The 21,014-nt window shown below is 70.3% G+C and carries 19 protein-coding genes; 8 read left to right on the top strand and 11 right to left on the bottom strand.

The genetic code is table 11. From position 1 onward, the window contains the following. Positions 1-78 precede the first annotated feature (78 nt). Positions 79-1,335: a sensor histidine kinase gene (locus tag ACFC3F_RS03965; protein ID WP_376126930.1), complete on the top strand. Its 1,257-nt coding sequence runs from the start codon at positions 79-81 to the stop codon at positions 1,333-1,335. Then, on the top strand, positions 1,332-1,991 hold the full coding sequence (locus ACFC3F_RS03970; RefSeq protein WP_376126931.1) for a response regulator: 660 nt from the start codon (positions 1,332-1,334) through the stop codon (positions 1,989-1,991). The genes ACFC3F_RS03965 and ACFC3F_RS03970 overlap by 4 nt, the downstream gene beginning before the upstream one ends. Positions 1,992-2,112: 121 nt before the next feature. Here ACFC3F_RS03970 and ACFC3F_RS03975 read toward each other — a convergent pair whose 3' ends face one another. Next, the gene (locus tag ACFC3F_RS03975; protein ID WP_376126933.1) at positions 2,113-2,682 is read right to left on the bottom strand and encodes an NADPH-dependent FMN reductase; all 570 of its coding nucleotides are present in this window, start codon (positions 2,680-2,682) and stop codon (positions 2,113-2,115) included. A 219-nt stretch (positions 2,683-2,901) separates the two neighbouring features. On the opposite strand from ACFC3F_RS03975, the gene ACFC3F_RS03980 reads away from it, so the two are divergent. Both ACFC3F_RS03980 and ACFC3F_RS03985 read left to right on the top strand, forming a co-directional pair. Next, positions 2,902-3,786 (top strand): ABC transporter ATP-binding protein, encoded by an 885-nt coding sequence (locus tag ACFC3F_RS03980; RefSeq protein ID WP_376126935.1) that lies wholly within the window; start codon positions 2,902-2,904, stop codon positions 3,784-3,786. Beyond that, positions 3,783-4,901: an ABC transporter permease gene (locus tag ACFC3F_RS03985; RefSeq protein ID WP_376126937.1), complete on the top strand. Its 1,119-nt coding sequence runs from the start codon at positions 3,783-3,785 to the stop codon at positions 4,899-4,901. Before ACFC3F_RS03980 ends, ACFC3F_RS03985 begins: the two co-directional genes overlap by 4 nt. 92 nt (positions 4,902-4,993) lie before the next feature. On the opposite strand, the gene ACFC3F_RS03990 is transcribed toward ACFC3F_RS03985, so the two are convergent. Both ACFC3F_RS03990 and rraA read right to left on the bottom strand, forming a co-directional pair. Beyond that, positions 4,994-5,380 (bottom strand): VOC family protein, encoded by a 387-nt coding sequence (locus ACFC3F_RS03990; RefSeq protein ID WP_376126938.1) that lies wholly within the window; start codon positions 5,378-5,380, stop codon positions 4,994-4,996. A gap of 39 nt (positions 5,381-5,419) precedes the next feature. Then, a complete protein-coding gene (gene rraA, locus ACFC3F_RS03995) occupies positions 5,420-5,887 on the bottom strand; it encodes a ribonuclease E activity regulator RraA (protein ID WP_376126940.1) in 468 nt (155 codons plus the stop codon). A 120-nt stretch (positions 5,888-6,007) separates the two neighbouring features. Here rraA and ACFC3F_RS04000 point away from each other — a divergent pair, with 120 nt between their 5' ends. From ACFC3F_RS04000 to ACFC3F_RS04010, 3 genes are read left to right on the top strand one after another with little or no spacing between them, the layout of a single operon-like run. Next, on the top strand, positions 6,008-7,153 hold the full coding sequence (locus ACFC3F_RS04000; RefSeq protein WP_376126942.1) for a type III polyketide synthase: 1,146 nt from the start codon (positions 6,008-6,010) through the stop codon (positions 7,151-7,153). Between the two features lie 44 nt (positions 7,154-7,197). Further along, positions 7,198-7,845 carry a methyltransferase domain-containing protein gene (locus tag ACFC3F_RS04005; RefSeq protein WP_376127058.1) on the top strand — a complete coding sequence of 216 codons (648 nt, stop codon included), beginning with the start codon at positions 7,198-7,200 and terminating at the stop codon, positions 7,843-7,845. Further along, positions 7,838-8,977 carry an FAD-dependent oxidoreductase gene (locus ACFC3F_RS04010; protein WP_376126943.1) on the top strand — a complete coding sequence of 380 codons (1,140 nt, stop codon included), beginning with the start codon at positions 7,838-7,840 and terminating at the stop codon, positions 8,975-8,977. The genes ACFC3F_RS04005 and ACFC3F_RS04010 overlap by 8 nt, the downstream gene beginning before the upstream one ends. Before the next feature lie 5 nt (positions 8,978-8,982). On the opposite strand, the gene ACFC3F_RS04015 is transcribed toward ACFC3F_RS04010, so the two are convergent. The 6 genes from ACFC3F_RS04015 to ACFC3F_RS04040 form a co-directional block, all read right to left on the bottom strand. Beyond that, the gene (locus ACFC3F_RS04015; RefSeq protein ID WP_376126945.1) at positions 8,983-9,825 is read right to left on the bottom strand and encodes a UbiA family prenyltransferase; all 843 of its coding nucleotides are present in this window, start codon (positions 9,823-9,825) and stop codon (positions 8,983-8,985) included. A gap of 178 nt (positions 9,826-10,003) precedes the next feature. After that, positions 10,004-10,471, bottom strand: a complete 468-nt coding sequence (locus tag ACFC3F_RS04020; RefSeq protein WP_376126946.1) for a hypothetical protein — start codon at positions 10,469-10,471, stop codon at positions 10,004-10,006. A 131-nt stretch (positions 10,472-10,602) separates the two neighbouring features. Further along, positions 10,603-12,792, bottom strand: coding sequence for an ATP-dependent Clp protease ATP-binding subunit (locus tag ACFC3F_RS04025; protein WP_376126948.1), 2,190 nt, complete (start codon positions 12,790-12,792; stop codon positions 10,603-10,605). A gap of 83 nt (positions 12,793-12,875) precedes the next feature. Continuing rightward, on the bottom strand, positions 12,876-13,865 hold the full coding sequence (locus ACFC3F_RS04030) for a GlxA family transcriptional regulator (protein WP_376126950.1): 990 nt from the start codon (positions 13,863-13,865) through the stop codon (positions 12,876-12,878). Between the two features lie 205 nt (positions 13,866-14,070). After that, positions 14,071-15,288: a glycosyltransferase gene (locus ACFC3F_RS04035; protein WP_376126952.1), complete on the bottom strand. Its 1,218-nt coding sequence runs from the start codon at positions 15,286-15,288 to the stop codon at positions 14,071-14,073. Positions 15,289-15,295: 7 nt separating this feature from the next. Further along, the gene (locus ACFC3F_RS04040; protein ID WP_376126954.1) at positions 15,296-16,504 is read right to left on the bottom strand and encodes a glycosyltransferase; all 1,209 of its coding nucleotides are present in this window, start codon (positions 16,502-16,504) and stop codon (positions 15,296-15,298) included. Positions 16,505-16,618: 114 nt separating this feature from the next. On the opposite strand from ACFC3F_RS04040, the gene ACFC3F_RS04045 reads away from it, so the two are divergent. Then, positions 16,619-17,212, top strand: a complete 594-nt coding sequence (locus ACFC3F_RS04045; RefSeq protein WP_376126956.1) for a hypothetical protein — start codon at positions 16,619-16,621, stop codon at positions 17,210-17,212. On the opposite strand, the gene ACFC3F_RS04050 is transcribed toward ACFC3F_RS04045, so the two are convergent. Together ACFC3F_RS04050 and ACFC3F_RS04055 are read right to left on the bottom strand one after the other, a co-directional pair. After that, on the bottom strand, positions 17,213-19,270 hold the full coding sequence (locus ACFC3F_RS04050; protein WP_376126958.1) for an ABC transporter ATP-binding protein: 2,058 nt from the start codon (positions 19,268-19,270) through the stop codon (positions 17,213-17,215). Next, positions 19,267-20,994, bottom strand: a complete 1,728-nt coding sequence (locus tag ACFC3F_RS04055; protein ID WP_376126960.1) for an ABC transporter ATP-binding protein — start codon at positions 20,992-20,994, stop codon at positions 19,267-19,269. Before ACFC3F_RS04055 ends, ACFC3F_RS04050 begins: the two co-directional genes overlap by 4 nt. Positions 20,995-21,014 lie beyond the last annotated feature (20 nt).

A 21,014-nucleotide genomic window follows, 5' to 3' on the forward strand; every position in this document is an offset into this window, starting at 1 on the left:
GCGGGCTACGGGTCGCCCATCGCCCGGATCCCTCTCGCGGGGGAGGTCGCGGCCTCTGCTGCCGCGTAGCGTGGACGCATGGCCACACCCGAAGCGTCCACCGGCGTGCGCCCGCCCCTGTCGCCGGGCGACCTTCGCACGGATGCGTGGCTGGCCGCCGGGCTGCTCGTCGCCGGCATCCTCAGCACGGCCCTCGGCTCGGTGGCCGGGGTCTACGGGACAGACTCGCCGCCCCTCGCGTGGGGCCTCCTTTACGCCCTGGCGCTGGCGGCGCCCCTGGCGCTGCGCCGGCGCTTTCCCGAGATCGTGGTGCTCGTCGTCGCGGCCGCGTTCTTCGTCGGTGTCACGGTGCAGATCCCCGAGCTCTACGTGGGCAACGTCGCCATCTTCATCGCGATGTACACCGTCGGCGCCTGGGTCGAGAACCGGCGCCGGGCGACGATCGTGCGCGTCGTCGTCATCGTCGCGATGTTCGTGTGGCTGCTCGTGACGATGTTCCAGGCCGCGACGGCCCCCGCCGACGAGGGCCTGTCGCGCGTGGGACTGTTCTCGCCGTTCGTCGCCTTCATGCTCATGCAGCTGCTCATCAACGCCGCGTTCTTCGGCGGCGCGTACTACATGGGCGATCGCGCGTACGCCGCGGCGCGGGAACGCGCCGCGCTCGAGGAGCGCACCCGCGAACTCGAAGCCGAGCGCGAGGTCACCGCGGCGCAAGCCGTCGCGCTCGACCGCGTGCGCATCGCGCGCGAACTGCACGACGTCGTCGCGCACCACGTGTCGGCGATGGGCGTGCAGGCAGGAGCCGCGCGGGCCGTTCTCGACCGCGATCCGGATGCCACGCGCGCGGCCCTCGTCACGGTCGAGGAATCCGCCCGCTCGGCGCTCGGCGAACTGCGCCACCTGCTCGAGACGCTGCGCACGTCACCCGGCGACACCCCCGACGCCTCGACGCTGAGCCTCGACGCGCTCGCCGACCTCGTGGTGCACGCGAACGAGAACGGCCTGCCCACGACCCTCACGGTCGTCGGCGACGCCGTCGCGCTGCCCGACGTGACGCAGGTGAACGTCTACCGCATCGCGCAGGAAGCGCTCACGAACGTCCGCCGTCACGCCGGACCGGATGCCACCGCCGACGTGCGCCTGCGCTACAGCCCGGACACGGTCGAACTCGAAGTCGCCAACACGGGGCGGGGGTCGGCCCTCATCGCGCCGGGTCTCGGACTCGTCGGCATGCGCGAGCGTGCGGCCGCGTCGGGCGGTACGCTCGAGTACGGTCCCCGCAGCCGTGGCGGGTTCCTCGTGCGGGCGCACCTGCCGACCGGGGCCGTCTCGTGATCGGCGTGCTGCTCGTCGATGACCACGCCGTCATGCGCGCGGGGTTCCGGATGATCCTCGAAGCAGCCGGCGACATCCGGGTCGTCGGTGAGGCCGCAGACGGCGTCGAAGCTGTGGCCGCGGCATCCGCTCTTCGTCCTGATGTGATCTGCATGGACGTGCAGATGCCCACGATGGACGGCCTCGAGGCGACGCGGCGCATCGTCGCGGATGCCGCCGTCGACGCCGCCGTCGTGATCGTGACGACGTTCGACCGCGACGACTACCTGTTCGCGGCGCTGAGCGCCGGGTCGAGCGGGTTCCTTCTGAAGAACGCGGGGCCCGAGGAGCTCGTCTCAGCCGTGCGGGTGGCCGCCGCCGGCGATGCGCTGCTCGCCCCCGAGGTGACGAAGCGGGTGATCGAGCGCTTCGCGTCGGCGGCCGATCCGGCTGCCGCCGCGGCGCCGGAGCCCGAGGTGCATGCGGAGGGGTTGACCGAACGCGAAGGCGAGGTGCTGCGGCTCGTCGCGCAGGCGATGAGCAACGCCGAGATCGCCGCACGGCTCTACATCGGCGAGGCGACCGTCAAGACGCACGTGTCGAACGTGCTGCAGAAGCTCGGCGCCCGCGACCGGGTCGCCGCCGTCGTCTACGCCCACCGCCACGGCCTCACCTGAACCCGCCCCGAAGACCACTGGCCGCGAGACTGCATCCGACGGCCGAAACAGCGGGTGAACCCCGCAGTCTCGGCGCGCGGATGCGGTCTCGCGGCCAATCAACCAGTCAGTGCCGACGCGCTCAGGCGGCGACGGCGACGCGCGCGTAGCGGTCGACGAGGGCGTTGAACGCCTCGAGGTAGCTCACGAGGAACTCGGCGGTCTGGTCGTTGGTGACCTCGCCGTCCTCGGTGAACAGGCCGGGGAGCGACTGCACGTAACCCTCGGGCTGGCCGAGGGTCGGAGCGTTGTAGTGGCTCAGGATGGCCTTCAGGTGCTGCTGCGCCGCGGCGGTCGCGATGCCGCCGCCGGACGTGCCGATGACGGCGGCCGGCTTGCCGTCGAACGAAGCCTGACCCCAGGGGCGCGCGGCCCAGTCGAGGGCGTTCTTGAGCACGCCGGGGATCGAGCGGCTGTATTCGGGCGTGACGATGATGACACCGTCGACCTCGTCGATCGCCTTCTTGAAGTCCAGCGCGACCTGCGGGTAGTCCGCGTCGTGGTCGGGTGAGTAGAAGGGCAGATCCGCGATCGGGATCTCGACGAGCGTCGTGCCCTCGGGAGCGAGACGCTCCAGCGCCTTGGCGAGGCGACGGTTGATCGAGGTCGACGAGATGCTGCCGACGATGTAGCCGATGGTCCGATCGGTCATAGCGGGATTCCTCCGTGAAAAAAGAAAGGCGTCCCCGGCGGGGACCACCGTGGACGTTCCACAGACAGCCAACCAGACATCGACCTCGTTCTATTCCCGCGCATGAAGAATTTCGCCCGCTCCTCCTTCGGGGGGAGCGGCAAGACCCACCCGCCGGGGGAGGTCGCCGCCGCGACCGATCCGTAGCGTTGATGTCGTTCGACGATCGAAAGGCGGATCATGCTGAGCCTCAGCGGCATCACCAAGAGCTACGGCACACGCCGTGTGCTCGACGACATCACGTTCGACGTGCGCCCAGGCCGGCTCACGGGATTCGTCGGCGGGAACGGCGCCGGCAAGACGACGACGATGCGCATCATCCTCGGAGTCCTCGCGAAGGACGACGGCACCGTGTCTCTCGACGGCGCCGAGCTGACGGCATCCGATCGTCGCTCGTTCGGCTACATGCCCGAAGAGCGCGGGCTCTATCCGAAGATGAAGGTGCTCGAGCACATCGTGTACCTCGCGCGCCTGCACGGCTTCTCGAAGACGGATGCCGCGGCCCGCGCGCGCGCCCTGCTCGAAGAGCTGGGGCTCGGCGAGCGCCTCGAAGACAACGTCGAGACGCTTTCGCTGGGCAACCAGCAGCGCGCCCAGATCGCGGCGGCGCTCGTGCACGACCCGAAGGTGCTGATCCTCGACGAGCCCTTCTCGGGCCTGGACCCGCTCGCGGTCGACGTCGTCGCGAACGTGCTGCAGCAGCGCGCCGCGGCGGGAGCGTCGGTGCTCTTCTCGTCGCACCAGCTCGACGTCGTCGAGCGCCTGTGCGACGACCTCGTCATCATCGCCGGCGGCGCGATCCGTGCGTCCGGTGCCCGCGACGCGCTGCGCGCCGAGCACTCCACGCGCCGCTTCGAGCTGGTCTCGGCCGGCGACGCGGGGTGGCTCCGCGACGAGCCGGGCGTCGAGGTGCTCGACTTCGACGGCGGGTACGCCGTGTTCGACGCCGACTCCGACGAGACCGCCCAGCGGGTCCTGCGCCGCGCCGTCGCCGAGGGTGATGTCGCGAGCTTCGCCCCGCAGCATCCGTCTCTCGCCCAGATCTTCAAGGAGGTCATCCAGTGACCACGCAGACACCCGCCCGCCGCACGGCGGCCGTCACCGCACCCAGCTTCGCGCAGAGCACGTGGCTCGTCGCCGAGCGTGAGATCGGCTCGAAGGTGCGCAGCAAGTCGTTCATCATCTCGTTCGCGATCCTGTTCGCGATCGCACTCGCCGGTGTGCTGTGGGCCGGCTTCGCCGCGAGCAGCGGCGGGGGCACGCCCGTCGCCGTGACGGCCGACGCGCAGCCGCACCTGCCCCCGACGACGGGGCTGGAGGTGACCGAGGTCGCCGACCGCGCCGCGGCGGAAGACCTCGTGCGCGCCGGCGATGTCGACGTCGCCCTCGTGGGCGATGCGTCGTCCCCCGTCGGGTTCGTCGTGATCGCCGAGAACGACGTGTCGTCGACGCTGCTGCTCGGACTGTCGGTGCCGCCGCCTGTCGAGCTGCTCGACCCCGAGAACGCACCCAACTTCCTCGGCTACATCGCGGCGATCGGCTTCGGGGTCATCTTCCTGTTCTCGGCGCAGCTGTTCGGTGCGACGATCGCGCAGTCGGTCGTCGAAGAGAAGCAGACGCGCGTAGTCGAACTGCTCATCTCGGCGATCCCCGTGCGCGCGCTTCTGGCGGGCAAGGTCATCGGAAACACGATCCTCGCGATGGCGCAGCTGCTGATCCTGGCGGCGATCGCGGTCGTAGGACTGACGATCACGGGGCAGACCGAGTTGCTGCAGGGGCTCGGAGCACCGATCGCCTGGTTCGCGATCTTCTTCCTCTTCGGGTTCATCCTGCTCGCCGCGCTGTTCGCCGCGGCCGCGGCGATGGTGTCGCGTCAGGAGGACATCGGCTCGACCACGACGCCGCTGATGTTCCTGATCATGGCGCCGTACTTCCTGGTGATCTTCTTCTGGAACAACCCCATCGTGTTGTCGGTCATGTCGTACGTGCCGTTCTCGGCGCCGATCGGCATGCCCATGCGGATGTTCCTGGGCTGGGCCGAGTGGTGGGAGCCGCTGCTCTCGCTCGCGATCCTGCTCGTGACCTGCATCGCGGCGATCCTCGTGGGCGCGAAGATCTACCAGAACTCGCTCCTGCGCATGGGCGCCCGCGTCAAGCTCACCGAGGCCCTGCGCGGCTGACCCTTTGACGGCGAGACTGCAACGGCCCGCCGAGACCGTGGGTATCACCCGCAGTCTCGGCGTGCCGTTGCAGTCTCGCCGTCAGGGGCGGGCTAGTCCTCGAGCACGGCCAGGACGTTGCCGGCCGGGTCGCGGAACCAGGCGATCGGCGGCCCGCCCTCCCCGCGGACGATGCCCTTGGCATCGGAGGGGAACTTGTCGTCGCCGTAGATCTTCGTCTGCACGCCCTTCGCGATGAGCGCGTCGACGGCCGACTCGATGTCACCGACGGGGAAGTTCAGGATCGTGAAGCTCGCCGGCGTGTGGTTCGGCTTCGCATAGACGAGGATGCTGCCGCCCGAGCCGAGCCGCAGCTCGAGGAATCCCATCTCGTTGTCGCGCACGTCCAGACCGAGAGTGTCGCGGTAGAACGAGCGGGCCGCATCGATGTCGTCGACGGAGAAGCCGCTGAAGGCGCCGTCTGTCGTGAATCCGGTCATGCTGACAGCATCCGCCCGTTTCCACCCCGTGTCGAGGGGCTACTTCTCGACGAGGACGCCGTCGGCGTCGGCCCAGACGTGCTTGCCGGGGGCGAAGACGACGCCGCCCACCGTGACGTGCACGTCGACCTCGCCGACGCCGACCTTGGCGCTCTTGCGCGGATTGGAGCCGAGCGCCTTGACGCCGAGATCGAGGCCCGCGAGCGCTTCACGGTCGCGGATCGCGCCGTGCACGATGAGCCCCGACCACCCGTTCTCGACCGCGGATGCCGCGATGAGGTCGCCGACGAGCGCCGATTCGAGCGAGCCGGCCCCGTCGATCACGAGGACGGCACCGTCACCGGGTGTCGCCAGGAGCTCCTTGACCAGGGCGTTGTCACGGTGGCAGCGGATCGTGCGCACGGGGCCGTCGAACGCCGCGCGCCCGCCGAGGTCCTGGAACTGCAGCGGGAGCGAGTCGAGCTCGTCGCCGCGGTCGTCGTAAAGGTCTGCGGTCGCGATCGTCATACCCGCCACGCTACGCGGATCGCCGCATCCGGTCGAGGAATCGACGCGCGGCACAATAGACGCCTTCCCCGGCATGCGCCAGGGAGCGCGCCGAGGACGGCATCCGGCATATCCTGAACCATGCTTCCCAGCATCCTGTCCATCGGCACCGCGGTCCCGCGGACCCTTCTCGCGAAGGATGCCGTGCGCGATCTGTTCGCGAGCCAACCCGGCCTCGACCGTCGCGCGCGGCGGCTCATCCATGCCGCGTTCGGCGCCTCCGCGATCGACACGCGTCACACCGTGCTGCCCGATCTCGCGGGCGAACCCGCGAGCGGACTGCCCGTCGTGGCCGCGGACGGCGCACTGCTCGCTCCGCCGACGGGTGCACGCAACGACGAGTACCGCCGGAGCGCGCCCGCGCTCTTCGCCGCGGCATCCGCCTCCGCGATCACGCGCGCGGGCCTCAGCGCCCGCCGCATCACGCACGTCGTGACGGTCTCGTGCACGGGCCTGTATGCGCCGGGACCCGACATCGAGCTCGTGCGCGACCTGTCGCTCGATCCGGGGGTGCAGCGCTACCACCTCGGCTTCATCGGCTGTGCCGCCGCGCTTCCCGCGCTGCGCCTCGCGGGCCACATCGCGGCGAGCGACCCCGCGGCGATCGTGCTCGTCGCGACCGCCGAGCTGTGCTCGCTGCACCTGCGCAGCTCGTCCGACCCCGAGCAGATCGTCGCGGCGTCGGTCTTCGCCGACGGCGCCGCCGCCGCGATCGTGACGGCCGACCCGGCATACGAGGCCGCCGAACGCCTCGAGCTCGACGGCTTCCAGACCCAGCTGCTCCCCGACGGCGAGAAGGAGATGCAGTGGACCATCGGCGACACGGGGTTCGAGATGACGCTGACGGCGCAGGTTCCCCGTCTCGTCGGGGCGCACGCGCACTCGTCGCTGCCCGCCCTGCTGGCCGCGGACGGCATCGACGCGTGGGCGGTGCATCCAGGCGGGCGCAGCATCCTCGATCGCGTCGAAGAGGCGCTCGGCGCGCCGCCTGACGCGCTGCGGGCCTCGCGCGACGTGCTGCGCCACTACGGCAACATGTCGAGCTCGACGATCCTGTTCGTCCTCGATGAACTGTGGTCACGGGACACCGCCGACGGCGCGCGCATCGGCGCGATGGCGTTCGGCCCCGGACTCACGGTCGAGGCTGCCCGGCTCGTGCGGCACGCGGCGCGTGTCGATACCCCGGCGGTGACCGCGATGCGCGACCTCGAGACGGTGGCCGGGTGACGGTGGTCGACCTCCGTCGGCGGGACCGGGACGTCCGCGAGCTCATGGACGACCCGGCGTGCGACCCGCGACGGCTCGCCGCGACCTACGCGCGCTTCGGGATCGTGAACCGGCTCGTCTCCGGCTGGGGGCGGGTGTATCGCGACCGGCTCCGGCCGGCGCTTCGCGCGCTCGATCGGCCCGCCCGGGTCCTCGACCTCGGATCGGGCGGCGGCGACCTGCTCGGCCGCCTCGCGCGGCTCGCCCGCGCCGACGGGCTGAGCGTCGAATGGGTCGGCGCCGATCCCGACGCGCGGGCGATCGCGGCATCCCGCGCCGCACCCGGCATCGCGCACGTGCGGGCGACCTCCGGCGATCTGCGTCGCGCGGGAGAGCGCTTCGACGCCGTCGTCTCCAACCACGTGCTGCACCACCTCTCCGACGACGAGCTGCAGCGTTTCGCGGGCGACTCGCTCGCCCTGTCGTCGGGGATCGTCCTGCACGCCGACATCGCGCGCAGTCGCCGCGCCTACGGTCTCTTCGCCGTCGGCATCACGCCGCTCGCGCCGGGCACGTTCCTGCGCACCGACGGGCTGCGCTCGATCCGGCGCAGCTACACCCGGTCCGAGCTGCAGAGCGCACTGGGCGCGCCGTGGCAGGTCGAGTCGCCCGCCGCGTTCCGGCTGCTCGCAGTCGGTGACGGGCGTGGCTGACGTCGTCGTCGTGGGAGCCGGTCCCGTCGGCCTGCTGCTCGCGGGCGAACTCACCCGACGCGGCGTCGACGTCGAGGTGCTCGAACAGCGGGCTTCGGCGTCGTCCGGATCGCGGGCCATCGGGGTGCATCCCCCCGCGCTGGCCGCGCTCGAGGCCGGCGGTGTCACCGAGCGTCTCCTCGGCGACGCGACACGGGTGAAGCGCGGCGAGGCTCGCTCGGGTGATCGCCTCCTCGGCGTCGTGCGCTTCGATCGGATCCCGGCGCGCTTCCCCTTCGTCGCGACGCTTCCGCAGTCGGCGACCGAGGCCGCACTCGCCGCGCGCACCCCGGCTCCGGTGCGCGGTTCTCGTGTGACCGCGGTGCTCCCCCGCGGTGACCGGGTGCTCGTGCGCTCGAGCGTCGACGGCCGCACCGTCGAGCGCGAACCGCGGATCGTCGTCGTGGCGACGGGTGCCGGCGGTCGCGACCTCGTCTTCCGGCAGAGCGCCGCGCGCGTGCACGCGTACCCCGACCGGTACGTGATGGCGGATGCCGCGGCCCCCGGTCCGCCGGATGTCGCCGTCGTGCACCTCGACGCGGGCGGTGTGCTGGAGTCGTTCCCGCTGCCCGGTGGCCGGCGCCGCTTCGTCGCGTCGGACGCCGCCGACGCCGACCCCGAGCCCGGGGCCCGTCTCACGCGCCTGCGGGCCGCGGTGGCGGCGCGCGGGCTCGACACGACGGACATCACCGCGGCGACGGGATTCGGCGTGCGGCGGTTCGTCGCGCCGCGGCTGCGCAACGAACGGGTGCTCGTCATCGGCGACGCCGCGCACGAAGTGAGCCCCATCGGCGGTCAGGGCATGAATCTCGGCTTCCTCGACGCGGCGACGCTCGCGCCGCTCCTCGCGGAGTGGATGCACGCGGGCATCGCGCCCGACGCCGGCCTCGCCCGGTGGGAGCGCCGGCGCGTGGCATCCGCTCGCACCGCCGCGCGGCTCGCCGCCGCGAACACCGCCGTCGGCAGGTCGCTCGGCCGCGCCGACGCCGTGCGGCGCGGCGGGGTGCGCGCGATGCTCGCGCCCCCGCTGCGCCCCGTGCTCGCGCGGACGTACGCGATGGGCTTGGACCGCGACGCGCGGTCCTTCGGCTGAGCCGCTCAGCCCGACAGCGCCGACCCCGAAGCGACGAGCTGCGCCGCGAGCAGGAGTGCCGCGAGCATGACGAGGCGGAAAAGGATGCGCGCCGGCGGCCTCACGAGCGCGCGGAGCACCGTCGCGGCCGCGACGACGAGCACTCCCGCGAAGAACACCCACGACAGCGGTGCGACGGCGGCCGGATCGCCCGCCGCCGGGCCGAGCAGCACGGCGACGGCTCCCCCGCTCACGGCCACGGCTGCGAGGACGGCCGACCAGCGCGGGCCGATCCGGTGCGGGAGCCCTCGCACGCCCGTGCGCGCGTCGTCGTCGAGGTCAGGCAGCACGTTCGTGAGGTGAACGGCGACACCGAAGGCGGCTCCGGCGATCCACGCCCATCCCGCGGCGAAGGTCGGCTCAGGCGCCGAGAGCGGCGCGAGCGAGGGGAAGACGCCGAAGCTCACGATGAACGGCACGACCGAGACGGCGGTCGCCTTGAGGCCGGCGTTGTACGACCAGCCCGAGCCGAGCAGGAGAGCGTGAGCTGCCAGCATCCGCCAGTCGAGAGCTGCGGACAGCACCAGGGCGATGACGAGGGTGCCGGATGCCGCGACCCACGCGGCTCGAAGGCTCACGTCGCCGCGGGCGAGGGGCTTGTCGGTGCGGCCGACGGCGCGATCACGGGCCGCGTCGAGCGCGTCGTTGGAGATGCCGATCGACAGTTGCCCTGCGAACACCGCGAGCGTCAGCAGCGCGAGGCGCCACGGGTCGAGCGAGACGGCGAGCCCGAGGGCGAGCGCGAGGGCGCTCACGACGAGCGTCGGCCCGGGGTGGGACGATCCCCACAGTCCTCGCACGACGCCCACGCTCGATACTCTCACGCCCCCGGCACCCACCCCGCGAGCCCGCCCTCACCCGCGCGCCCGCCCTTACCCGCGAGACTGCAACGGGAGGCCGAGACCGTGGGGTTCACCCGCAGTCTCGGCGTGCCGTTGCGGTCTCGCGGTCACAGGCCCGGTCACAGGCCCGGTCAAGGACGAGCGGTCAGCGGGTCTGGCGGCGGCCGCGGATGATGCCGGCGATAGCGAAGGCGAGCGCGGCCACCAGTGCCACGAAGCCGACGAGGGCGGCGATGAGAGCGATGAGGTTCGAGGCGTCGTCCGACACGGCGTCGCCCGTCCACACCGTGAGAGCCGAGCCCGGTTCACCGTCATCTCCGCCGTCGACGAGCGTGAGGGCGAACACGACGAGCGCGACCCACAGCACCCATGTCGCCGCCGAATACACCACGCGCGTCGCCTTCGCGGCACGCACCTCGCGGTCGAACAGGGTCAGCACGGGCGGCACGTACAGCGCGACGATCCCGAAGAGGCCGAACCAGATGCCGATCACCATCATCCAACCCAGCGGCGAGCCGACGAGGCCGCGCCCGATGACGACGAACAGGGGCAGGAGGAGCGCGAGTATCCACTGCGCGACGAACACGAAACGGCCGGAGGGTGCGATATGCATCCCCCGACCGTATCGGCTCCCGCGAGACTGCATCGGCACCGCGAGACGTCGGGGTTTACCCGCTGTCTCGGCGTGCCGATGCAGTCTCGCGGTCAGGGGTCACGGGCACGGGCCGGGGCCGGAGGTCGAGGTCAGTCCTCGACCAGCTCGGCGTCGACGATGTCCTCGGGCGCCCGCGACGGCTCGGTGCTCGTCAGCACGAGCGCGGAGCCGTCGGCGGCGACGTCGACCCGGACGGTGTCCCCGTCGCGGGCCCCGCCGCCCAGGATCGCCATCGCGAGACGGTCCTGGATCTCGGACTGGATGAGCCGGCGCAGCGGCCGCGCTCCGAAGAGCGGGTCGTACCCGCGCTCGGCGAGCCACGCGCGCGCATCCGGCGTCACGGCGAGCGTCAGACGGCGGTCCTTGAGGCGCCGCTGCAGCGCGTCGACCGACAGCTCGACGATCTGCGCGAGATCGTCCTCGGTGAGGGCGTGGAACACGACGGTGTCATCGAGCCGGTTGACGAACTCCGGGCGGAACGCCTGACGCACCAGCGCCAGAACCTGCTCGCGCTTCTGCTCGGTCGTCAGGGCGGGATCGATCAGGATGGGCGAGCCGAGGTTCGACGTCAGGATCAGGATGACGTTCGTGAAGTCGACCGTCCGGCCCTGGCCGTCGGTCAGGCGCCCGTCGTCCATGACCTGCAGCAGCACGTCGAAGACTTCGGGGTGGGCCTTCTCGACCTCGTCGAGCAGCACGACCGAGTACGGACGCCGGCGCACCGCCTCGGTCAGCTGGCCGCCCTGCTCGTAGCCGACGTACCCCGGAGGGGCGCCGACGAGCCGCGAGACCGAGTGCTTCTCGCCGTACTCCGACATGTCGATGCGCACCATGGCGTGCTCGTCGTCGAAGAGGAACTCGGCCAGCGCCTTGGCGAGCTCCGTCTTGCCGACGCCGGTGGGCCCGAGGAACAGGAATGATCCGGTCGGCCGCTGCGGGTCGCTGATGCCGGCGCGCGAGCGGCGCACGGCGTCGGCGACGGTCTTGACGGCGTCCTTCTGCCCGATGAGCCGTTTGCCCAGCTCACGCTCGAGGTGCAGCAGCTTCTCGGTCTCGCCCTGCAGCAGGCGCCCGACCGGGATGCCCGTCCACGCCGCGATGACCTTCGCGATGTCCTCTTCGGTCACCTGGTCGCCGACCATCCGGTCGTCGCTGCTCTCGGCCTTCTCGGCGTCGATGAGCTTGCGCTCGAGCGCGGGGATGTCGGCGTAGAGCAGCCGCGATGCCCGCTCGAGATTGCCCTCGCGCTGTGCGCGGTCGGCCTCGATGCGAGCAGCATCCAGCTGGGTCTTCAGATCGCCGACGAGGTTGAGCGATGCGCGCTCCTGCTCCCACCGGTTCTGCAGCTCGCCGAGGCGCTCCTGCTCGGTCGCGAGCGTTGCGCGCAGCGTCGCGAGACGTTCCTTCGACGCGTCGTCCTTCTCGCGCTTGAGCGCCATCTCCTCGAGCTTGAGCCGGTCGACATGCCGGCGCAGCTCGTCGATCACGAGGGGGGCCGAGTCGATCTCCATGCGCAGCCGCGAGGCGGCTTCGTCGATGAGGTCGATCGCCTTGTCGGGCAGCTGCCGCGACGGGATGTAGCGATTCGACAGGGATGCCGCGGCCACGAGCGCGCCGTCGGCGATCGCGACCTTGTGGTGCGCCTCATAGCGCTCCTTGAGCCCGCGCAGGATCGCGATCGTGTCCTCGACGCTGGGTTCGCCGACGTAGACCTGCTGGAAGCGGCGCTCGAGCGCGGCATCCTTCTCGATGAATTCGCGGTATTCATTGAGCGTCGTGGCGCCGATGAGTCGCAGCTCACCGCGCGCGAGCATCGGCTTGAGCATGTTGGATGCCGCGACCGATCCTTCGCCGCCGCCCGCGCCCATCAGCACGTGCAGCTCGTCGATGAAGGTGATGACCTGTCCTTCGGACTCGGTGATCTCTTTGAGGACGCTCTTGAGGCGCTCTTCGAACTGACCGCGGTACATCGCGCCGGCGACGAGGGCGGACATGTCGAGGCTGATGAGCTCCTTGCCCTTCAGCGACTCGGCGACGTCGCCCGCGACGATGCGCTGGGCGAGACCTTCGACGACGGCGGTCTTGCCGACGCCGGGCTCACCGATGAGGACGGGGTTGTTCTTGGTGCGCCGGGTCAGCACCTGGCTGACGCGGCGGATCTCGCTGTCCCGCCCGATGACGGGGTCGAGCTTGCCCTGACGGGCGCGGTCGGTGAGGTTGATCCCGAACTGTTCGAGGGCGCTCTGCTCCTCCTGCCCGGGCTGGGGCTGTGCGTTCATTCGTGCTCCTGAAGTCTGAGCGACTCAAGGTTGAGCCGTGTTGACTCAAGTTTAGCGCAGGAGCCTTCGTGGCGGCAAGAGGGTCAGGCGACGGGGTCGAGCATCGCGGCATCCGCCATCTGGCGCGTGCAGCTGAATCGATCGCGATAGGCGGTCGGGGTCGTGCCGAGCACACGAGCGAAGTTCTGCCGCAGGACGGCGGCCGAACCGAACCCGCTCTCGTCGGCGACGCGGTCAAGGCCGAGCTCCGTCGTCTCGAGCAGCCGCTGCGCGTGCATGATCCGCTGCCGCGCGAGCCAGGCGGCGGGAGTCGCCCCGAAGTCCGCCTTGAACCTCCGCGCGAACGTGCGCGGCGACATGTGCGCCCTCGCGGCGAGCTGATCGACCGTCAGGTCGAGTCGCAGATTGTCGAGCATCCAATCGCTCACGGGCGCGAGCGACAGCGACGTCGTCGCGGGCAGCGGCCGATCGATGAACTGCGCCTGCCCGCCGTCGCGCTGCGGCGGCACGACCATGCGCCGCGCGATCTTGTTCGCCAGTTCCGCGCCGATCTCCTGCCGCAGCAGGTGCAGGCATGCGTCGATCCCCGCGGCGGTGCCGGCGCTCGTGATGATGCGGCCGTCCTGCACGTAGAGCACGTCGGGATCGACGTCGACAGCGGGATACATCCGAGCCATGGCGTCGGCGTACATCCAGTGGGTCGTCGCTCTGCGCCCGTCGAGCACGCCGGCCGCGCCGAGGATGAACGAGCCGCTGCACACGCTCAGCACCCACGCATCGCGGGCGACGGCATGGCGCACGACATCGAGCACGCGCTCATCGGCGTGACGCCAGGAGGCGCGGGGGGTCGGCGAGACGACCACGAGGTCGGCCTCGTATGCGAACGCGAGATCCAGATCGACGTTGATCGAGAACCCGATCTTCGACACCACGATGCCGGGATCGGGCGTCACGATGCGGAAGTCGAAGTTCGGGATGCCGTCCTCGGAGCGGTCGAGCCCGAAGGCCTCGCACGCGAGACCGAACTCGAAGGGCGCGAAGCCCGGCTGGACGATGACGGCAACGGTCTTCATGGCGCTCCAGGTGGCAGTATTCGTGCGACAGGTGACCATCCTGCCACTCGCAGCAGTTCGAGCGCAAGCGTAGGTTTCCTGCCATGATCCTTCTCGCTGCCATCATCACCGTCACGACGTTGGCGATCATCGGCACGGTCACGGTCGTCGCGCACGACGGCTATCGCCAGGTGCCGACCGATCCCCGCCGTCTCCCCTGAACCGGTCAGGCGCGCACGCGGCCGTAGACCTCGACCATCGCCGCGGTGCGCGACGACTGGCGGAAGCGCTCGCGGATACCGGGGTCGGGCTGCACCGCCGATCCCGCCGCGATGTCGCCCGCGGCCTGCCGCAGAGCCGCCGCCAGCGCGCCGACCGAGGCGTCCGCGACCGCGGGCGGTGCGTCGACGTCGCCCCCGACGGCCCAGAACCCGGTTCCGAGCTCGCGCGCGAGGTCGGGGTCGCTCACGACCGCCGGCGTGCCGAGCGACGCGGCCTCGAAGATCGTCATGCCCTGCGTCTCGAAGCCGATCGAGGTCTGCACGACCGCGTCGGCGGCCTGGATCCGGCGCAGCGTCCGGGCGTACGGCATCGGGCCCGAGAAGACGACGGATGCTGCCGGCGCCAGCCTGTCGACGAGGCGGCGGGCAGCGCCCAGCTGACCGCCGCCGCCGATGATCTCGACCTCGGCGTGCACGTCCGCCCGTCCGAGGGCCTCGAGGAACGGCAGGAGCCGCTTCTCGGGGCTCATGCGTCCGAGCCACACGAACCGCGGCGGCCCGGGCTCGCGCTCGGGCGCCGTCGCGGCGAGCACGCCGTCGAGAAGGTCGTCGTCGATGCCGTTCCACACGACGTCGACGTCGGCGAAGACGCCGTGCCGCTCGAGCCGCTCGGCGAAGTGGTGCGACGGGGCCGTGACCGCCTGGGCACCCGCCGCCAGCCGCCGCAAGTACGCCCACCCGTCACGTCCGGGCGTCGGCACACCGAGGGTCCGCCTGCTCCACGCGTTGAGCGCACCCAGCACCAGCCCGGGGAGGGGCGCCGTCGCCTCGATGCCGACGTCGACCCGGTTGTGCATCGTGTGCACGACCGGAAGACGGTGGCGCTGCGCGAAGCGATACCCGATGAACGCACCCCAGAAATCGGCCTGCACGTGCACGACATCGACGGGAGGACGACCCGCGAACGCGGCATCCACTCGGCGATCGGTCCGCCGTCCGGGCCACGCCATGGAGTACTCCCGGTCCACCGTGATGGGGATCGACGGCAGATCGACGTAGCCGGTGTCGAAGGGCGTCGCTCGCGCACGCGGCCCGTGCATCGCGGGAGCGACCACCGTCACGGTGTGTCCGGCCTTCTCGAGGAACCGCCGCTGCAGGCGCATCGACACCTGTGCTCCGCCGAGGGTCTCGACGTGCTGATCGCCGAACATCACGACGTGCACGAGCGCGTCACTCCGGCAGGGGCTCGTCGCGGTACAGCGCCTCGAACGTGTCGAGAGTGCGCTGCATGTCGTGGATCTTCACGCCGTCGAGCGACGCCTGCTGCATGCGCAGGCGCTCTTCGGGAGACTGCGTCAGCACGGTCGTGAGCTTGGCGGCGAGGTCGTCGACGTCTCCCGGCTCGAAGAGGTAGCCGTTCTCGCCGTCGTGCACGAGGTGCGGCAGCGCGACGGCGTCCGCGGCGACGATCGGCAAGCCGGATGCCATGGCCTCCATCGTCGCGATCGACTGCAGCTCGGCGATCGACGCGATCGCGAAGACGCTCGCACGGGTGAGCAGGCCGCGCAGCTCCTCATCGGTCGTGTAGCCGTGGAACGTGACCCGGTCGGTGAGCCCGAGCTCGCGCGTGAGCTGGTCGAGGTTCCGACGCTGATCGCCGTTGCCGACGATGTCGAAGGTGACCTCCAGCGCGGGATCGAGCTTCGTGATCGCCCGCAGCACGACGTCGATCTGCTTCTCGGTCGTGAGCCGGCCGACGAACACGATGCGATGCGCGTCGCGGGGCGTGAGATCAGCCGTGTAGTTGCGGGCATCCAGACCGCAGCTGATGGGAACGACCCCCCGGATGTCGATCGTCTTCTCGAGGAAGTCCGCCGCACGACGGGTCGGCGTCGTGACGGCGCGCGTCATGTCGAACGTGCGTCTGGCGTCGTTCCACGCGAGCTTCACGACGACCTTGTCGAGCACGGGAGGCAGCGTCGTGAAATCGACGATGTTCTCGGCCATGACATGGTTGGTCGCGACGACGGGGATGCCGCGCTTGCGGGCTTCGCGCGCGAGTCCGCGGCCGATCACGATGTGCGACTGGATGTGCACGACATCGGGGCGCACCTCGTCGAGCACGCGGCGCGCGTAGTGCTTCGACATCCACGGCAGCACGAACGTCAGCCAGTCGTGCGGAGGCCAGCGCCACGCGGGCAGGCGGTGCACCGTCATCTCCCGACCCTCGATGACCTCCCGGAACGTGCCGTGGTTGCGGTGGCCGGCGCTGGGCGCCATGACGTGCACGTCATGGCCGCGATCGACCAGGCCCGCCGCCAGACGCTCGGCGAAGCGAGCGGCACCGTTGACGTGCGGCAGGAAGGTGTCGGCACCGATGAGAACGGTCAGGGGCCGTGCGGCGGCGGCGTGGTCGTCGGGCGTCGCGGGTTCGGTCACGAAGAGAGCGGCCTGTCTATAGTGCGGAGCGGCACGCCGTGGGGAGGTCGCGCGCCGGTCCCACTGTAACCCGAGGGCCTGCTTCGTCCCCGGGAACACGCCTACGCTGGATTCATGCCCCGACTGCAGGCCGACGCCGACGTGACCCTGTGGGTCCCCGTCACCGAGTCCCTCGGCTGGCGGGGGCGACGACACCGCAAAGCCGCGATCCGGATGCTGCTGGCCCAGGCCAACCGCGCGATGGGGGCCACCGAGCGACCCGGCGGCGGGGTCGCGGCGTGGGCCATGAGTCAGGCCGCCCCGTTCCTCATGCGCAAGGCGGCAGGCCGCGTGCTGGTGTGGGTGTGGAAGGCGGACCCGCAACTGGTCGTCGTGATGGCGCAGGTGCAGGCGGCGACGGCGCAGCTGCGCGCGGCGCGGGCCATGATGCCGATGGAGTACGACGACACCGAGACGTTCCGCGGAACGTATCTCGGCGCGGGAGAGAAGCTCGCGATGCCGCTGCCCGCGGATCCGCGCACCCCGCCGTTCGCGACCTATACGTGGGACACGGGCACGCACTTCGTGACCGTGACCGCGGTGTTCGCCGACCGTGAGCGTTTCGGCACCGTCATCGGCTCGGTCGACGACCTGGCGCGGAGCCTGCGCGTCATCGACGACCTCACGGTCGGCGAGCGCCCCGGCGTGCTGCGCATCGATCCGGTCTGATCACCCCTGCCCGTCGATCACGGGCACGGCGCCCGTGCGCGTCGCGTCGAGAAGCGCCTCTTCGGCGTCCGGATCCTGCGCGGCCTGCTCGAACTGCGATTGGTAGAGCCGCCAGTACGCACCCTCGGCCGCGATCAGTTCGTCGTGCGTTCCCTTCTCGACGATGTCGCCGTGCTCCATCACCAGGATGAGGTCGGCATCGCGGATCGTCGAGAGACGGTGGGCGATCACGAACGACGTGCGCCCTTCGCGCAGCGCCGCCATCGCGTGCTGAAGGAGCAGCTCGGTGCGGGTGTCCACCGACGAGGTCGCCTCGTCGAGGATGAGCACCGACGGCTGTGCCACGAACGCCCGGGCGATCGTGATGAGCTGCTTCTCGCCCGCCGAGACGTTGGACGCGTCTTCGTCGAGCACCGTGTCGTAGCCGTCCGGGAGCGAGTGCACGAAGCGGTCGACGCGCGTGGCGATGGCGGCTTCGACGATCTCGTCATCGGATGCCGACTCGCGTCCGTAGCGGATGTTCTCGCGGATCGTGCCGGCGAACAGCCACGGGTCCTGCAGCACCATGCCGGTGCGGGAGCGCACGTCGTCGCGGGTGAGGTCGCTGATGTCCTGCCCGTCGAGCAGAATGCGCCCGCCGTCGAGCTCGTAGAACCGCATGATGAGGTTGACCAGCGTCGTCTTTCCGGCACCGGTCGGACCCACGATCGCGACCGTCTGGCCCGGTTCGACGCGGAACGACAGGTCGGTGATCAGGGGCCGGTCGGGGGTATACGAGAACTTCACGTTCTCGAACTCGATGACGCCCTCGCCGTCGACCGGCTCCGGGGCGTCGGGGGCGTCGGGCTCTTCTTCTTCGGCGTCCAGCAGCTCGAAGACACGCTCGGCCGAGGCGGTGCCCGACTGGATGACGGCGGCCATGCCACCCAGCTCCGACAGCGGCTGGGTGAACTGCTGCGAGTACTGGATGAAGGCCTGCACGTCGCCGAGGCGCAACTGCCCGCTGGCGACCATGAGACCGCCGAGGACGGCGATGCCGACATACGTGAGGTTCCCGATGAACATCATGCCGGGCATGATCATGCCCGACAGGAACTGCGCCTTGAAGGCCGCCTCGAAGAGCTCCTCGTTCTCTTCCTGGAACTTCTCGCGCGAGTCCTTCTCACGACCGAAGACCTTGACGAGCGCGTGACCGGAGAACGACTCCTCGACGCGCGCGTTCAGGCGCCCGACCTTGCGCCACTGGATTCCGAACGCCTTCTGCGACTTGGGTCCGATGATGCCGAAGATGACCGCCATGAGCGGGAGCGAGACCAGAGCGACGAGAGCCAGCTGCCACGAGATGGTGAACATCATGAAGAGCACGCCGATGACCGTCAGGACCGAGGTCACGACGGTCGACAGCGACTGCTGCATCGTCTGGGTGATGTTGTCGATGTCGTTCGTGACGCGGGAGATCAGCTCGCCGCGCTGCACCTTGTCGAAGTACGACAGCGGAAGACGGTTGATCTTCGCCTCGACCGACTCGCGCAGGCGCCACATCGTGCGCACCATGATCACGTTGATGACATAGCCCTGCACCCAGTTCAGCAGCGACGAGGCCACGTAGATCGCCAGCACGCCGACGATGACCATCCGCAGGCTGTCGAAGTCGACCCCCGCGCCGACGGCGAAGTCGTCCATCGCGCGCACCATGTTCGCGATGTCGCCCTGACCAGCGGCATCGAGCGCGGCGACGACGTCGGCCTGCGGGGTGCCGACGGGGAACTGCCCCGCGAGCGAAAGCGACACGAAGCCCTCGAAGATGAGGTTCGTCGCCTCGCCGAGGACCTTGGGTGCGATGACGGCGAGGACGACGCCGACGGCGCCGAGGAACGACACCAGCGTGAAGGCGACGGCATGCGGACGCAGCAGCCCGATGAGGCGCGCGAAGCTCTTGCCGAAGTTCGCGGCCTTGCCGGGGGCGACGGCATCCCAGTCGCCGGAGGTCTGGCGCGCCTGCTCGGCGAGTTCGAGCTCGAGGCGCTCTTCTTCGGTCAGCACGTCGGGCGCGCTCATGCTTCCACCCCCAGCTGCGATTCGACGATCTCGCGGTAGGTCTTGTTCGTGGCGAGCAGCTCGTCGTGCGTGCCGAGCCCCACCATCTGCCCGTCTTCGAGCACGACGATGCGATCGGCTTCGGTGATCGTCGAGACGCGCTGCGCGACGACGATCTTCGTCACCTCCGGCAGCTCGTGCCAGAGCGCCTGGCGCAATCGTGCGTCGGTCGTGAGGTCGAGGGCCGAGAAGGAATCGTCGAAGACGAGGATGTCGGGCTGATGCACGATGGCCCGGGCGATGGCCAGGCGCTGTCGCTGACCGCCCGAGACGTTCGTGCCGCCCTGCGCGATGCGGGCGTCGAGCTGCCCGTCCATCTCTTCGACGAAGTCCTTGCCCTGCGCGATCTCGAGCGCGTGCCACAGCTCGGCGTCGGTGGCCTCCTCGCGGCCGAAACGCAGATTCGAGGCGACCGTGCCCGTGAACAGGAAGGGCCGCTGCGGCACGAGACCGATCGTCTTCCACAGCCGATCGAGGTCGGCCTCGCGCACGTCCACGCCGCCGACGCGGACGGCACCGCCGGTGACATCGAAGAGCCGCGGGATGAGCGAGACCAGCGTCGTCTTGCCCGCGCCCGTCGAACCGACGATGGCGACCGTCTCACCGCGCGCCGCACCGAAGCTGATGCCCTGCAGGACGGGCGCCTCGGCGCCGGGGTAGCTGAACTCGACCCCGTCGAACTGCACCGTTCCGGGCGCGTCGAAGACGCTCACGGGGTTCTCGGCGCGCGTCAGCGTCGATTCGCTCGCGAGGACTTCGCCGATGCGCTCTGCCGAGACGGCGGCGCGGGGGATCATGATCGTCATGAAGGTGGCCATGAGCACACCCATGAGAATCTGTCCGACGTACTGCATGAACGCGAAGAGCGTGCCGATCTCGACCTCGCCGGCATCGACCTGGATTCCGCCGAACCAGATGACCCCGACGACCGTGACGTTGAGCACGAGCATCGCGAGCGGGAACATCAGCACGAACAGCGAGCCGACCTTGCGGCCGACCACCATGATGTCGGTGTTCGCCCCGCGGAACCGCTTCGCCTCGATGTCTTCGCGCACGAACGCGCGCACGACCCGCACTCCGGTGAGCTGCTCCCGCATGATGCGGTTGACGGCGTCGAGCTTGAACTGGAACGCGCGGAACAGCGGCACCATGCGGCTGATGATCAGCGCGACGAGGACGAGCAGGACGGGCACCGACACGCCGATGAGCCAGCTCAGCCCGACATCCTGCTGCAACGCCATGATGACGCCGCCGATCGCCAGCAGGGGCGCGCTCACGAGCATCGTGGCGCCCATCATCGCGAGCATCTGCACCTGCTGCACGTCGTTCGTGTTGCGGGTGATGAGCGAGCCGGGCCCGAACCGCGACACCTCGCGTTCCGAGAAGCCGCTCACCTTCTCGTAGACGTCGCGGCGGATGTCTCGGCCCGTCGCCATCGCCGCACGCGCGGCGAAGTACGTCGCGATGATCGAGGCGACGATCTGCCCGAGCGAGATCGCGAGCATGAGCGTCCCGGTCGACCAGATGTAGGCGGTGTCGCCTCTCGCGACGCCCTCGTCGATGATGTTCGCGTTGAGGCGCGGCAGGAAGAGCGAGGCCATCGCCCCGGCGAACTGGAAGACGAGCACGCCGAGCAGCAGCCAGCGGTATCGCTTCAGGTAGCGGATGAGGAGTCTGCCGAGCACGTGTTCTCCGGATGTGAGAG

The sequence above is a fragment of the Microbacterium sp. NPDC055910 genome (assembly GCF_042271185.1).
Lineage (GTDB): Bacteria > Actinomycetota > Actinomycetes > Actinomycetales > Microbacteriaceae > Microbacterium.

Coding starts and splice junctions, on each gene's coding strand:
- ACFC3F_RS03965 (WP_376126930.1), top strand. CDS start 79: ATGGCCACACCCGAAGCGTCCACCGGCGTGCGCCCGCCCCTGTCGCCG.
- ACFC3F_RS03975 (WP_376126933.1), bottom strand. CDS start 2,682: ATGACCGATCGGACCATCGGCTACATCGTCGGCAGCATCTCGTCGACC.
- ACFC3F_RS03980 (WP_376126935.1), top strand. CDS start 2,902: ATGCTGAGCCTCAGCGGCATCACCAAGAGCTACGGCACACGCCGTGTG.
- ACFC3F_RS03990 (WP_376126938.1), bottom strand. CDS start 5,380: ATGACCGGATTCACGACAGACGGCGCCTTCAGCGGCTTCTCCGTCGAC.
- rraA (WP_376126940.1), bottom strand. CDS start 5,887: ATGACGATCGCGACCGCAGACCTTTACGACGACCGCGGCGACGAGCTC.
- ACFC3F_RS04000 (WP_376126942.1), top strand. CDS start 6,008: ATGCTTCCCAGCATCCTGTCCATCGGCACCGCGGTCCCGCGGACCCTT.
- ACFC3F_RS04005 (WP_376127058.1), top strand. CDS start 7,198: ATGGACGACCCGGCGTGCGACCCGCGACGGCTCGCCGCGACCTACGCG.
- ACFC3F_RS04020 (WP_376126946.1), bottom strand. CDS start 10,471: ATGCATATCGCACCCTCCGGCCGTTTCGTGTTCGTCGCGCAGTGGATA.
- ACFC3F_RS04025 (WP_376126948.1), bottom strand. CDS start 12,792: ATGAACGCACAGCCCCAGCCCGGGCAGGAGGAGCAGAGCGCCCTCGAA.
- ACFC3F_RS04030 (WP_376126950.1), bottom strand. CDS start 13,865: ATGAAGACCGTTGCCGTCATCGTCCAGCCGGGCTTCGCGCCCTTCGAG.
- ACFC3F_RS04045 (WP_376126956.1), top strand. CDS start 16,619: ATGCCCCGACTGCAGGCCGACGCCGACGTGACCCTGTGGGTCCCCGTC.
- ACFC3F_RS04050 (WP_376126958.1), bottom strand. CDS start 19,270: ATGAGCGCGCCCGACGTGCTGACCGAAGAAGAGCGCCTCGAGCTCGAA.